Source organism: Chryseobacterium sp. SN22, from assembly GCF_008329705.1.
GTDB lineage: Bacteria > Bacteroidota > Bacteroidia > Flavobacteriales > Weeksellaceae > Chryseobacterium.
In genome coordinates this window covers 1-12,779 of record NZ_VTSX01000007.1, presented here as the reverse complement: position 1 = coordinate 12,779, position 12,779 = coordinate 1, and the positions used below count along the sequence as shown (strand labels likewise).

At 40.3% G+C, this 12,779-nt stretch carries 14 protein-coding genes and 1 rRNA gene; 11 read left to right on the top strand and 4 right to left on the bottom strand.

Annotated features, from left to right (window positions below):
- Positions 1–20: 20 nt before the first annotated feature.
- Positions 21–809, top strand: a complete 789-nt coding sequence (locus tag FY557_RS05885; RefSeq protein WP_149246364.1) for a DUF6438 domain-containing protein — start codon at positions 21–23, stop codon at positions 807–809.
- A 41-nt stretch (positions 810–850) separates the two neighbouring features.
- Here the strand turns inward: FY557_RS05885 and FY557_RS05880 are convergent, their stop codons facing one another.
- A complete protein-coding gene (locus tag FY557_RS05880) occupies positions 851–2,011 on the bottom strand; it encodes a GlmU family protein (protein WP_149246363.1) in 1,161 nt (386 codons plus the stop codon).
- A gap of 108 nt (positions 2,012–2,119) precedes the next feature.
- Positions 2,120–2,371 carry a type B 50S ribosomal protein L31 gene (locus FY557_RS05875; protein WP_146943240.1) on the bottom strand — a complete coding sequence of 84 codons (252 nt, stop codon included), beginning with the start codon at positions 2,369–2,371 and terminating at the stop codon, positions 2,120–2,122.
- A 180-nt stretch (positions 2,372–2,551) separates the two neighbouring features.
- On the opposite strand from FY557_RS05875, the gene FY557_RS05870 reads away from it, so the two are divergent.
- The 3 genes from FY557_RS05870 to FY557_RS05860 all read left to right on the top strand — a co-directional run bounded on the left by FY557_RS05870 (position 2,552) and on the right by FY557_RS05860 (position 5,778).
- Complete coding sequence (locus FY557_RS05870; protein ID WP_149246362.1) at positions 2,552–3,964, top strand: hypothetical protein; 1,413 nt, start codon at positions 2,552–2,554, stop codon at positions 3,962–3,964.
- Between the two features lie 202 nt (positions 3,965–4,166).
- Complete coding sequence (locus FY557_RS05865) at positions 4,167–4,493, top strand: nucleotide pyrophosphohydrolase (RefSeq protein ID WP_149246361.1); 327 nt, start codon at positions 4,167–4,169, stop codon at positions 4,491–4,493.
- Positions 4,494–4,545: 52 nt separating this feature from the next.
- Positions 4,546–5,778, top strand: coding sequence for a 3-phosphoshikimate 1-carboxyvinyltransferase (locus FY557_RS05860; protein WP_149246360.1), 1,233 nt, complete (start codon positions 4,546–4,548; stop codon positions 5,776–5,778).
- Between the two features lie 103 nt (positions 5,779–5,881).
- Here FY557_RS05860 and FY557_RS05855 read toward each other — a convergent pair whose 3' ends face one another.
- Positions 5,882–6,187, bottom strand: a complete 306-nt coding sequence (locus FY557_RS05855; RefSeq protein ID WP_262713528.1) for an alkaline phosphatase — start codon at positions 6,185–6,187, stop codon at positions 5,882–5,884.
- A 227-nt stretch (positions 6,188–6,414) separates the two neighbouring features.
- On the opposite strand from FY557_RS05855, the gene FY557_RS05850 reads away from it, so the two are divergent.
- From FY557_RS05850 to FY557_RS05820, 7 genes are all read left to right on the top strand, one after another.
- Complete coding sequence (locus FY557_RS05850; protein ID WP_149246359.1) at positions 6,415–7,209, top strand: SDR family oxidoreductase; 795 nt, start codon at positions 6,415–6,417, stop codon at positions 7,207–7,209.
- 105 nt (positions 7,210–7,314) lie between these two features.
- Entirely contained in the window at positions 7,315–8,919 is a 1,605-nt protein-coding gene (locus FY557_RS05845) for a hypothetical protein (protein WP_149246358.1), read from the top strand.
- Between the two features lie 386 nt (positions 8,920–9,305).
- Positions 9,306–9,794, top strand: a complete 489-nt coding sequence (locus FY557_RS05840) for a hypothetical protein (protein WP_228451717.1) — start codon at positions 9,306–9,308, stop codon at positions 9,792–9,794.
- A gap of 86 nt (positions 9,795–9,880) precedes the next feature.
- On the top strand, positions 9,881–10,303 hold the full coding sequence (locus FY557_RS05835; RefSeq protein ID WP_149246357.1) for a hypothetical protein: 423 nt from the start codon (positions 9,881–9,883) through the stop codon (positions 10,301–10,303).
- Entirely contained in the window at positions 10,290–11,273 is a 984-nt protein-coding gene (locus tag FY557_RS05830) for a hypothetical protein (protein WP_149246356.1), read from the top strand. The genes FY557_RS05835 and FY557_RS05830 overlap by 14 nt, the downstream gene beginning before the upstream one ends.
- 2 nt (positions 11,274–11,275) lie before the next feature.
- Entirely contained in the window at positions 11,276–11,611 is a 336-nt protein-coding gene (locus FY557_RS20310) for a hypothetical protein (protein WP_228451716.1), read from the top strand.
- A 261-nt stretch (positions 11,612–11,872) separates the two neighbouring features.
- A complete protein-coding gene (locus FY557_RS05820) occupies positions 11,873–12,319 on the top strand; it encodes a hypothetical protein (RefSeq protein WP_149246355.1) in 447 nt (148 codons plus the stop codon).
- A gap of 183 nt (positions 12,320–12,502) precedes the next feature.
- On the opposite strand, the gene rrf is transcribed toward FY557_RS05820, so the two are convergent.
- Positions 12,503–12,611 (bottom strand): 5S ribosomal RNA (rrf, locus tag FY557_RS05815).
- Positions 12,612–12,779: the final 168 nt, after the last annotated feature.

The window sequence follows — 12,779 nt, the reverse complement described above, 5'->3', positions numbered from 1 at the left end:
TAATTAATAATAAAATCAGAATGAAAAATCATATTTATATAATTTACATAATCATATTGTGCCTATCAATACATATTCATGGACAAAATAAGCATCTTCAGGGAATATGGATTTCAAACAACAACGATGTTATTAAAATAAATGAGGGTGGAGACAGATCTAATGTTTTGTCTACTAATGAAACTCAGGAGCAATTAAATTTAAAGATATCCAAAGACTCTTTAAGTTTTTATACTCAATATACCAAGGCTGGCTCTGATAAAACTTATGTTTCTGAATATAATTTTAACATAAAAAAGATGACAGAAAGTAAATTGACCCTTATTCCCACCTCTGAATTATCTAAAGATTTTTTCAGAAATAGGAAGGAGATTATTTTTACAAAACAGGAATTTAACCTGGACAACTCGATTTCGTTTGAAAAGTTAATCTACCGTACCACACCATGCTATGGTGATTGTTCTGTAATTAATTTAGAAATAGATAAGAATAGAAATATTTTTATACATCGGGAGCTATTTAACGATAAGATTAATTCCGGAAATTTCACAGGAATACTTTCTGAAAACTCATATAATCAATTGATAAAGATTTTACAAACATCTAATTTGAAAATGTGGACTTTTCCAAAAAAAGAAGGCCATGATGCGCCCACAACAACATTAATCATTTATTATAATGGTAAAAGAAAATATTTCAAATCGATGTTCCCTCCTGCTATCAGCCAACAATTAATAAATCTGTTATACCAAATAGGGGAAAAGACGGAGCTTATCCGAACCGATAAAGAAAAACAAATTGAATATTAGAAATTCACTAAAAACCTCAGAAAATACTGAGGTTTTATATTTTAATACGTATCAAAAACATGCTTCAAAATCGCCTTATCCTCCTCCTGTAGCACCACATTCCTTCTGGCCATGGCTCTTCCGGCTACTTCATAGGCTTTATCCAGTTTAAATTTTTCGTCGTCTTTGAAACCGCCCCAGGAAAAGTTTTCCACGAGGTTCGGCGGGAAACCTTCTCTGAAAATATTGGAGGCAACCCCAATGACAGTTCCGGTATTAAGCTGGGTATTGATCGCGGTTTTAGAATGGTCGCCCATGATCAGGCCGGCAAACTGAAGGCCGGTGTCTTCAAAGGCTTTCGTCCGGTAGTTCCACAGCCTGACGTTTCCGTAGTTGTTTTTCATATTGGACGAATTGGAGTCTGCCCCGAAATTGCACCACTCCCCGATTACGGAATTTCCGATAAATCCTTCGTGTCCTTTATTGGAATACCCGAAAATAATGATGTTGTTCACCTCGCCGCCTACTTTACAATGGGGGCCGATGGTCGTGGCTCCATATATTTTTGATCCTAAATTGAATTTAGACGATTCTCCAAGCGCAATCGGACCCCGCAGCATACAGCCTTCCATCACCTCCGCATTTTTCCCGATATAGATCTTTCCGGTTCTGGTATTGAGGGTAGAAAATTCAATTTGTGCACCTTCTTCGATGAACAGGTCTTTTTGATCTCCCAGAAACCCGTTGGTGGAAGAAAGCTCCTGAGAAGTTCTGCCTTTGGTCAGCAGTTCAAAATCGAAATCGATTGCTTTTTGGTTATAGGTAAATAAATCCGTTGGCTTTTTAAAGAATACCAGTTCTTCTTTAATATCGGTCATTTTTTCAATCTGCTGGAGGGAGAAACCATCCATATTGATCCTGGCAGCAATCAGTTCATCTTCATAGACCAATGCTTCCCCTTGCTTCAGGTCTTTGATCTGCTGAATAACGGTTTCACTCGGTAAAAAGTTGGCGACCAGGAAAAGGCTCTCTTTTTTTTCAGGTTCCGGGAATTTTCCCTGCAGGTACATTTCCGTAAAGAAAGAAACCTCCGTATTCTCTAAAATTTTCTGCCATCTTTCGGAAAAAGTCAGGATTCCGCAACGCATTTCTGCTACGGGACGGGTAAAAGTAAGCGGAAGAAAATCTTCCCAGTATTGGGCGTCTGAAAATACCAATTGCATCGTTCAGTATAGTTTAAAGTTTAATATTCAAATTTAAGGTGTAACAAAAATACAAATAAAAAAGTCTTCCGGAATCCGGAAGACTTTTTTATATTTAATCTCAAAAAATTACTTAGCGAATTTTTTGTATTTGTTCATGAACTTATCAACTCTACCTGCAGTGTCCACCAACTTCACTTTACCAGTGTAGAAAGGGTGAGAAGTTGAGGAGATTTCCATTTTGATCAAAGGATACTCTTGTCCTTCGTACTCGATGGTGTCTTTTGTTTCTGCTGTAGACTTTGAAAGAAATACTTCGTCGTTACTCATATCTTTGAAAACAACAAGTCTATAATTTTCTGGGTGGATTCCTTTTTTCATAATACAATTTTTAAAAAATTAAAGTTTGCTTTCGAAATAGTAATGGTATTTCTCTGCTAATTTTAGGGTGCAAAAATACAATATTTTTTTGAAATTGCAAATAAGACGCAATAATTTTTTCTTCATAAGAAATTTAAAGTATTTTCGTTAAATTTGAAATCTATTTAAACTTTAATTTCGATGAAATTCAAATTATTACTGGCTTTTTCTTTCTGGATGCTTGTCATGGCGGTCTCTTGTAATAAAGACGACATCAGTTTCGATGCACCGTCGCAGGAGCTGAGCTTTTCAAGGGACACGGTTTTCTGTGATACGGTATATCACCAGGTCCGCTCCGAAACCTACGCCGTAAAAGTATATAATAACGAAGACAAGGACATCCTGATCCCGAGAATTCATCTGGAAAAAGGCGCGACCTCTTTATATAAGATCAATGTAGACGGAAAACCGGGCTACGATTTTAAAGATGTCCCTTTAAGAAAAAAAGACAGCCTGTATATTTTCGTAGAAATTGCACCGGAAGCTGCGGGACCGCAGGCAATTGCCGAAGACAAGGTCCTGTTCCAGAGCCCGGCCGGGCAGCAGCAGGTAGTTTTATTCTCCGTGGTACAGGATGCGGAGTTCTTTATTAAGACCCCAACCAACCCTAACGTCCTTACTTCCACGACCAACTGGACCAGCAATAAGGCTAAAATTATTTATGGGGATCTTACGATCGATCAGAATGCAGTTTTGAATATCCAGCAGGGCACAAAAGTGTATTTCCATAAAAACAGCGGGATGAAGGTGCTTTCCGGAGCAACCCTGAATATCAACGGTACCCTGGCCAATAATGTGACCCTTCGTGGCGACCGGAACGATCCGGCGTATGATACGATTCCTAAAAACTGGAATTCCATTAAAATGAGTGCCGGATCTACCTTAAATATGAACTATACCCGTTTGTTCGGGGGTTCCAGAGGTCTTGAGCTGAAGCAGACCAACGCTACGATCAACAATTCCTTCATCCACACCTTTCAGGAATACGGGATCTACTCGGTGGCTTCGACGATCAATGCCAAAAATTTAGTGATGAACAACTGCGGCGAATCGGCAATCGGCATCTTTAAAGGAGGAAATTATGACCTGACGCATTGTACCGTTGCCAATTATTCGGATCTGCTGCATTCCTACAACAGGAACGGATTGTACGCCAGCAACGAATGGACCAACGAATCCGGAACGAAGGAACAGGGCGCTCTGATTCTTAATGTAAGGAACAGCATCGTGTATTCGGACCGTGATAATTCGGTGAGCTTTGAGCAGACGCCGGGGCAGCAATTCAATTTTACGCTCCAGAACTGCCTGATCAAATATTCCGGAACTTCGGAAGCCGGTTTCAATTTCGATACCAATACCAATGTCATTCAATCGCTTAAAAACCAGGATCCGCTGTTCGTTAATTATTTTGCAGCGAAAATGAATATGCGGGTGAAACAGAACTCCCCGGCCATTGGTAAAGGAAGTACAACGGTTGCAGTAACTGTTCCTACGGATATTGCCAATGTTTCTAGAACATCTAATCCGACCCTTGGGGCATATCAGTATTTCTAAAAACATATAAAAATGGATTTCGATCTTTTTAAAACAGGTGCTTTTATCATATTGGTTGCAGTATACCTTATCGTGAGAAAGCTTTTCAAAAATTTGCTGATTTTACTGAAAATATTGGGAATACAGCTCATCAGGACAACGAGTTAAATCTTTTAAAATCTAAAGTCGCTGTTCTCGAAGAACAGCTAAAACATAAACCTTAATGGAAATTACAAATCTCCAGCAGCAAGTGGACGAATGGATCAGTACGATCGGCGTCCGTTATTTTAATGAACTGACCAATATGGCGATGCTGACAGAAGAAGTCGGCGAAGTGGCGAGAATTATTGCCAGAAGATACGGTGAACAGAGCGAAAAGGAAAGCGATAAAACCAAGGATCTTGGAGAAGAGCTGGCCGACGTCCTGTTTGTGACATTGTGTCTGGCCAACCAGACCGGAGTGAACCTCCAGGAAGCTTTCGATAAAAAGATGAAGATCAAAACCGATCGCGACAGAGACCGCCATCAGAATAATGAGAAATTAAAATAATGCCGGAAGTTTTATACTGTAAATAATTTCCAACTTCCAACCCAGAAGAACAATGAAGAAGCTTAAAAAATCAGAATTAAAAGCAGACCAGACGATACAGATCAGCGGTTCGAAGAGTATTTCGAATCGTTTGTTGATTTTGGAAAGCCTGTTTAGTAATATACAGATCGGGAACCTTTCCAATTCGCAGGATACGCAGTTATTGAAAAAGGCCCTTTCAGGAAACACTGAAACCGTGGATATTCACCATGCAGGAACGGCCATGCGGTTCCTGACGTCTTATTATTCCATTCAGGAAGGAAAGACAACGGTTCTTACCGGATCTAAGAGAATGAAAGAAAGGCCGATCAAAAATCTGGTTACCGCTTTGCAAAAACTGGGCGTAGAAATCGAATACCTGGAAAATGAAGGATTTCCGCCTTTGAAAATTACAGGAAGGAAAATCACGGAGAAAAGCGTAGATGTTCCGGCCAATATTTCAAGCCAGTTTATTACTTCTCTCCTGCTGATTGCCGGAAAGCTGGAAAACGGACTGGAGATTAATCTTGTCGGTGAAATTACATCAAGATCCTATATCGAAATGACGTTGGATATTTTGACGAAATTCGGAATTAAAAACGGCTTTACCGGAAATACCATCAGGGTTGAGCCATTTACCGATCATCAGTCGTCAATCGTCACTTATGAAGTGGAAAGCGACTGGAGTTCTGCCTCTTATTTCTACTCGCTGGCCGCATTGGGAAGGAAAACCCTGCACCTGAAAAGTTTTTATAAAGCATCTACCCAGGGGGATTCTGCCATTGTGCAGATCTATGAAACATTTTTTGGGATTAAAACAACTTATACCGAAGATCAGCATGCCCTTACGCTTCAGCCTGATCCTGATTTCAGGTTTCCGGAGAAAATCGTTCTGGACATGAACAACTGTCCAGACATTGCCCAAACTCTTTGTGTAACGGCTTCGGCTCTGAGGATCCCTTTTGAAATTTCAGGACTCGGAACCCTGAGGGTAAAAGAAACCGACCGGCTGCTGGCTTTGTACAACGAATTGCAAAAGCTGGGAACGGAAACCGAAATCACCGATTCAACCATTCAATCGGTCGGCTTCGGTGAGCCGCAGGAAAATATTTCCATCAAAACCTATCAGGATCACCGGATGGCAATGAGTTTTGCACCGTTCTGCCTGATCAAAGAATTGAATATTGAAGACGAGAATGTTGTGGAAAAATCGTATCCGATATTCTGGGAGGATCTTGGAAAAATCCTGATCAGCCACAACAATTAAAATCCTGAATTAAAATAAATGAAAGGCTGCCCATCACAAGTCAGCCTTTCCTATAAAAATAATCAGCTTTCTATTTCTGAATACCGTAGGCCGCCAGTATTTGTTAAAAATTTTCGTATTTCCAGAGACCCTGTAAATTGTTTTGAATTTGGGCTATAAGTAAAAAACTGGATGACAAGGACATTGGTGCCGAAATTCCGAACACCCCGCTTTCTTCCAGGCTTCCATCCAGCAGGCTGAGCTTCCTGGTCTCATAATCACCTAACACAGCTACAAGAGTTTCTTTATCTTCATCAGGGAATTTCATAGCCTTTCCGACTATCTTATCGAAATCCTGCAATTCAGTCATCAGCGGCCCGATGGTGCTATTATGCCCGCCTCCGTCGGTCTTGGAAGCTTCAACCATCATGAAAACCTTTTTCTTTGGTTTTCAAATCATCAAGATCCAATTTATTTTCAGGTTATTATCCGACCGAGTATCTAGACTAAAATATTTCAGGATTAATAAATGAAGGAGTTCCGTTTTCTTTTTTTACATTTGCCAAATCTGGATTTTGTTTGAATTCAGCTTATAATTAATAATTTAAACCGGGAACAATTCGTTTATCCCTATTCAGATCAATATTTAAATTAATCATGTCAAAGACTATCATCATTACAGGAACTTCATCAGGAATCGGATTTGTACTGGCCGAATATTTCGGAAAGAAAGGCCATAAGGTTTACGGGCTGAGCAGAAAGCACACCGAAAGTTCTCATTTCACATCAATTCCGACGGATGTTACGGATAACGATGCCGTACAGCATGCCATTGCCGAAGTGCTGGAATCAGAAAGCAGAATCGATGTCCTGATCAACAATGCCGGAATGGGGATGGTAGGTGCCGTGGAAGATTCTTCGAAAGAGGATATTTTAAAACTGTTTAATCTGAATCTGGTAGGTGCGGTGCAGATGATGAGTGCCGTGATGCCGAAAATGCGGGAAAATAAATTCGGACAGATCATCAATGTTTCCAGCATCGGAAGCGAAATGGGACTGCCATTCCGAGGATTCTATTCAGCTTCGAAATCAGCATTGGATAAAGTGACGGAAGCCATGCGTTATGAAGTCTATCCGTGGAACATCCATGTGTGCTCACTACACTTAGGCGATATTAAAACCAATATCACGGAAAACCGGGTGCGCACGAAAGTTTCCGAACCCTATAAAAACGTTTTTGATAAAGTATATGCCCTGATGAACTCCCATGTCGGCGATGGAACAGAACCCCTCGAAGTGGCGGAATATGTGGATCAGCTTTTAGCGAAGAAGAGTTGGAAGGCCCATTATTATTTCGGTAAATTCGCACAGAAAATTGGCGTTCCCCTGAAATGGATTCTTCCACAGGAAACTTATGAGAATTTAATGAAGAAATATAATAAACTGGTGTAAATTCAGTTATTTAAACAAATATAATCCCAATGATTTTAAACCATCAGGCTACCGGTAAGTTTAACTAATGCTCAGAAATAACTTAATGGTTTAAAAATTTAAAGTTTGAAACTGTTTCTGAAAATATTTTTTGTACTGTTTTGCGTTTTCGTTCAGGCGCAGAAGAAGCATTATTTCCTTACCGATCTGGAAACAAAAGTAAAAAAGAAGGTAAAAGACTCTGCGTCTGCTGTGAAATTCCTGGATTCCCTGGCTCAGACCAATTATTTTTTTACACAGCTTAAAGAGGTCCGTAAAAAAGGTGACAGCACGGAAATTATTTACGATAAAGGAAAGAATTTTAACCAGACCTATGTCAGCCTTTCGGATTCCATTGTACAGAAAACAAAGATTCAGAAAGAATTTTTCACAAAAAATTTAGACTCTACCAAAAAGAGCATCAATAAAAGCTACATTAATGACGGTTTTGCCTTCAGCAGGATCAAATCCAAATACAAAGGCCAGAAAAACGGCTATCCTATTGTAGAGCTGGACATTAATAAAAACAACAAAAGAACGATCGACGGTTTCGTAGTAAAAGGGTACACCAGCGTTCCGAAACGATTTATTAAAAATCTGGAAAAGGAATTCAAGGGAAAGACCTACGACGATAAAAACCTGATTGCTGTTAATAAAAGTTTCCAGAGCCACCAGTTTGTAACCCTGGAGCGACCGCCGCAGACTTTGTTTACCAAAGATTCTACGAGCATCTATCTTTTCATGGAAAAGAAAAAAACGAACAGCTTCGACGGGGTAATCGGTTTTGGAAACGATAAGACCGATAAATTCACGTTGAACGGTACACTGAATGTAAATTTCAGGAATATTTTCAACGGTTTTGAAACGGTGAATTTATACTGGCAAAGAAACCCGGACAAAGGGCAGACCTTCGATCTGCAAACGGATATTCCTTATCTTTTCAAATCGAATGTCGGCCTGAATATGAAGGTAAATATTTTCCGCCAGGATTCTACCTTTGCCAATGTAAAAGCACTTCCTGCATTTTATTACCACATCAATTCCCGGAACAAAATCGGTTTCAGGGGAACATTTGAAAGTTCCAGCATTATCGATACTTTGTATGTCCAGGGGAAAGATTACAATAAAAAAGGAATCGGGATCTGGTTTGAAATGGTAGAACCTACCGACATTGATCTTTTTCTTTACAAAACGAAGATTAACGGAGGGTACGATTACCTGACGACCACTTATACGAAAGATAATATCAAAGCTCCACAGAACCAGTTTTACTTTTTCGGGGAGCATAATTATCATATTAACGGAAACCATTTCCTCAATATCAAAGCGGAAGGTGCCATGATGGATTCCAAAATCGATTTTTCTGCGAATGAGCTTTACCGCTTCGGAGGATGGAATTCCATGCGGGGCTTCAATGAAAATTCCCTCGCTGCCGATTTCTATTATTACGGAGGACTGGAATACCGGTACCTGATCGGCAGCCAGGCTTTCTTTGATCTTTTCGGGCAATACGGCCAACTTAACAATAAATCGCTCAATGTGAAACCTAAGCTATACAGTGTCGGGCTAGGCTTCAATTTCTTTATTCCGATCGGCCTGATGAGCTTCCAGCTATCCAACGGAAACGAATTCGGGAATCCTTTTAAATTCAACGATATTAAAATCCACTGGGGAATTCTAAGCCGGTTTTAACCGGCTCCTGATGGTGAACCTTCCTGTTCATTATTAATTTTTGATCCGAATTTTACCGGAACGATTGATAAGTGAAAACAAAATCTGATCTATCATCCGGTAAAAAGATCTTAAATTTACATCAAACTGTGAAAAACATTTTACAATTGATTTCAGTCATAATTTGATGAGTTGATTCATTAGTAATATTCATAAAATTTCGAATCATATTACTGATAAAGAAATAATAAGGATAATTTAATGTTAAAAAACTTTTTTTCAATGCTAAATCTTATTAATTTCATTTCAATAAATATTTCACAATTTAAAGATTTAAACTCACCCTAGCTTTGTCTTTCGCTGAGTGCAACCGCCCATGCTAGCGCGCAAGACACACAGACAATCACATGATTACCATTTCCGTTCCGGAAGCCGCGCTGGTAGACATAGAACCAGCTGCCACCAAAAACATTACCCTGGGGTTCACAGCCCCTACGGAAGCCGGTAATCCGGTAGTAGCAAACGCTGCCAATAACACCCTGTGGCTTAATTATTCCTCCATTAAATCCGTTGCCGACCCTACCCGTAACGTTTCCGTAAAATTAAATGCCGTTGTTCCGGGAGTGGACATCCGTGTGACAGCAGCTGCCGCTACCGGCGCAGGAGGCCGGACTTTAGGAACTCCGGCAGCCCAGTTGACTCTAAGTGCTGCCGACCAGACCATCATTTCAGGAATAGGAAGTGCCTATACGGGGAACGGTGCCAATAACGGCCACAACCTTACGTACTCCCTGGCTCCCGGAAGCGGTCCCGGAGGGGTTGCCGTCTATGCCGATCTGCAGGCAACGGCCACGACGGTAGCTACTACAGTTACCTATACTATTTCAGACAATTAATTATCTTTTAGCTAAGATTGAATAAGGAAAAAGCCCCACCGGCTTCTTCAGGATTTTTATTGCCAACATTTAAACCCCAACTTTACATGAATATGATAAAGCATCTCCTGCTGTTGCTGATTTTTTTCTTTCCGCTTTCTTTTTTTCAGGCGGGAATTGTCGTTCTTAACGGCCTTTCCCATACCCATACAGTAGAAAACGGAAAAGTCTACCGTGGGAAAATTGCCATAGAAAACAACGGGAAACAACCGCAGAGCGTCAAACTTTTCCTTCAGGATTTCACCTATCACTCGGATGGAACCATTCACTATTCGCCGCAGGGCACCCATATAAGGACCAATGCCGGATGGATCAGAATGAATACAAATCTGGTGAGCCTTAAAGCGAAAGAAAAAACAGAAATCTTTTACGAAATTACCGTTCCGGATCAGATTCCCGGTCCCGGAAGCTATTGGAGCGTCATTATGGTAGAACCTGTAGAAGAAATAAAACCAGATGATCAGTTTTGAGAAATTCAGGACCACATTCAATTTATTTGGAAGCTATGCTGTTACTTCACGTTATCAGATGCCGGAGCAGAAGCAGGTTTATTATGGCGCAAGAATACTGAGCCGCTTCTCTGATAAAACCAGTTTCAGCCTGTTTTATCAGAATAATTATATGCCTGAAGAATATTATACAGACCGGAATCTGTTTGAACTGCTGTTTCACCAGCAGGTTTTTCCCGGCCATGAATTTGATCTTTCAGGCAGGTATGCCCTGCAGCGTGGCGAAATGGGAAGCAAAGATTTCATTCTCTCTCTCCGGTATACCTTACGTTTAAATGTACCTACCCAGAAAAAGGCAGAATTTACCAGTCTGTATGGAAACATCAGTAATCTCGGCGTTGAAAAGGTGGAAGGCATCCGGCTAATGTTGGGAAGTCATTTATCGGTAACGGACCTGCACGGAAATTTTGTATTTAAAAATATTGTTCCCGGTGATTATGTCCTTGACATTGACCGATCCACCACCAACATCAATGATATTGCCAACGTAACGATTCCTGCTGCACTGTATTTATGCGATAACGAAAATATATTCAATTTCGGACTTACGGAAGCTGCAACAATTTATGGAATGATTGATTATTCTGAAACCGGTCAGACAGGCTTTGCCCAGGTGCCGGCTGCAAAAGAAAAAAGAAAAAAAGAAAATATTATTATAGAAACATCAGACGGTGAACATACCTACCGGAAAATAGTAGCTTTGGGAGGATATTTTGATTTTACCTATCTCCGTCCCGTCGAATGGAAAGTAAAGATCTACCGGAATGGTCTTGATAAAAAATATAAAATCCCGATTGAGCATTTCGATCTTTTTCTACAATCTTCTGAAACCAAGAAGATTATATTCAATGTCGTAAAACAACAGACCGAAGTCAGGTATCAGCAGGAAACCGTCCGGGTAAGTTACAATCAAAACAGAAAACAAAAATAAGCATGATAAAACTGATTTATCTAGTCGGATTGTTGTTATCCTGCAATATCCTTTCACAGACCACCGGAAACAGAACCGTTACAGTTACACTTCCTGAAGTAACCTTAATGGATGTGGAACCTGCCGGTACGATCAGCTTAAATTACACAGCTCCACCTGAAGCGGGAAATGCTGTAGCAGTTCCCACAGCCAATACGACAAAATGGATTAATTATACTTCAGCCATTACTGCTTTCGTAGTTCAAAAAGAATTACCGCTTCGATCAACCAGGTTATACCGGGAACCGATATCAGAATCCAGGCAGCTGCAGCTTCAGGAGCCGGCGGAGGTATTTTAGGAAGTCCTTCGTCGCAAATTACATTAACGACAACGGCACAGACTATTATTAACGGTATCGGCGGAGCATTTACGGGAAACGGTATCAATAACGGCCATCTGGTTTCGATTACCCTGACAACCAATACATACGCTAATATAACAGCCAGAACCAATAGCCCGATTGTTATTACTTATACCATAACTGAATAATATGCAGATACCTCTAATAAAATATGTGAAAAAAATTATTCTATTCGTTTATATGCTGATATGTTGGGAAATGAAGTCACAACGAACCTTAACTGTCAGCGGGACAAACTGGGTGGTAAGCATTCCTGCTCTTACAGAAGCCGGAAATAATTATGCAGGAACTTATGAAAGTGCTGTAAATGAAATCTTGTTAAGTGCTACTGTTCCCTTGCTATTAGGAAACGGAAAAGTAAGTATGCACTATGAAGCCAATCCCACATGGAATTCAAGCCTTCTTCTGAACGCCAGACGTACCGGTAATGGAACGACTTCCTGTACAACCTGTACGATCACCGGAGGCACCACTTATACCAATATTCCTTTAACCACCGATGTAGAATTATTCCGGATTACTGCAGTTCTTGCATTAGCAGCCTATACCAATATTCCAATACAGCTGCAGTTAACTGGCGTATCGGTTACCATTCCCTCCGCTACCTACAGCAGCCGCATCGTGTTTACCATAAGCGCGCTTTGAATGAGTAAGAGCAATCGGTCATGGGTAATAGCTAAGGGGTAAATTACGGCTGTTGACAGGGGGCTTTTAAAGAGCCTTGGGTGTCTTTTAAAAACCGGCCTTAATCTTAAACCTTGAATATTGAACCTTGAAGTACGGATATAAAAAAACCTCACACATTTACTGTATGAGGTTTAAAATAAAAACTGGCGGCGACCTACTCTCCCGCTATTCGCAGTACCATCGGCGCTGGTGGGCTTAACTTCTGTGTTCGGAATGGGAACAGGTGAGCCCCACCGCTAAAACCACCCTAAAGGCTTTATATGATGTAAGATGTACTGTTGTATGATGTACAAAGTATTTTACTTTGATACCTTGTACTTTGGTACATTTTACATAATTTATCGGTAAATATCATCACAAAGGCAAAACCTTGGTTGCACTTATAAGGCTTTATTGAGAACCAATAGGCAATAAATCT

What these genes read in the sequence shown, in the direction of transcription:
- FY557_RS05820 (WP_149246355.1), top strand. Translation starts at nt 11,873, where the DNA reads ATGAAGTCACAACGAACCTTAACTGTCAGCGGGACAAACTGGGTGGTA.
- FY557_RS05840 (WP_228451717.1), top strand. Translation starts at nt 9,306, where the DNA reads ATGATTACCATTTCCGTTCCGGAAGCCGCGCTGGTAGACATAGAACCA.
- FY557_RS20310 (WP_228451716.1), top strand. Translation starts at nt 11,276, where the DNA reads ATGATAAAACTGATTTATCTAGTCGGATTGTTGTTATCCTGCAATATC.
- FY557_RS05880 (WP_149246363.1), bottom strand. Translation starts at nt 2,011, where the DNA reads ATGCAATTGGTATTTTCAGACGCCCAATACTGGGAAGATTTTCTTCCG.
- FY557_RS05835 (WP_149246357.1), top strand. Translation starts at nt 9,881, where the DNA reads ATGAATATGATAAAGCATCTCCTGCTGTTGCTGATTTTTTTCTTTCCG.
- FY557_RS05875 (WP_146943240.1), bottom strand. Translation starts at nt 2,371, where the DNA reads ATGAAAAAAGGAATCCACCCAGAAAATTATAGACTTGTTGTTTTCAAA.
- FY557_RS05860 (WP_149246360.1), top strand. Translation starts at nt 4,546, where the DNA reads ATGAAGAAGCTTAAAAAATCAGAATTAAAAGCAGACCAGACGATACAG.
- FY557_RS05830 (WP_149246356.1), top strand. Translation starts at nt 10,290, where the DNA reads ATGATCAGTTTTGAGAAATTCAGGACCACATTCAATTTATTTGGAAGC.
- FY557_RS05850 (WP_149246359.1), top strand. Translation starts at nt 6,415, where the DNA reads ATGTCAAAGACTATCATCATTACAGGAACTTCATCAGGAATCGGATTT.
- FY557_RS05855 (WP_262713528.1), bottom strand. Translation starts at nt 6,187, where the DNA reads ATGATGGTTGAAGCTTCCAAGACCGACGGAGGCGGGCATAATAGCACC.
- FY557_RS05870 (WP_149246362.1), top strand. Translation starts at nt 2,552, where the DNA reads ATGAAATTCAAATTATTACTGGCTTTTTCTTTCTGGATGCTTGTCATG.
- FY557_RS05885 (WP_149246364.1), top strand. Translation starts at nt 21, where the DNA reads ATGAAAAATCATATTTATATAATTTACATAATCATATTGTGCCTATCA.
- FY557_RS05865 (WP_149246361.1), top strand. Translation starts at nt 4,167, where the DNA reads ATGGAAATTACAAATCTCCAGCAGCAAGTGGACGAATGGATCAGTACG.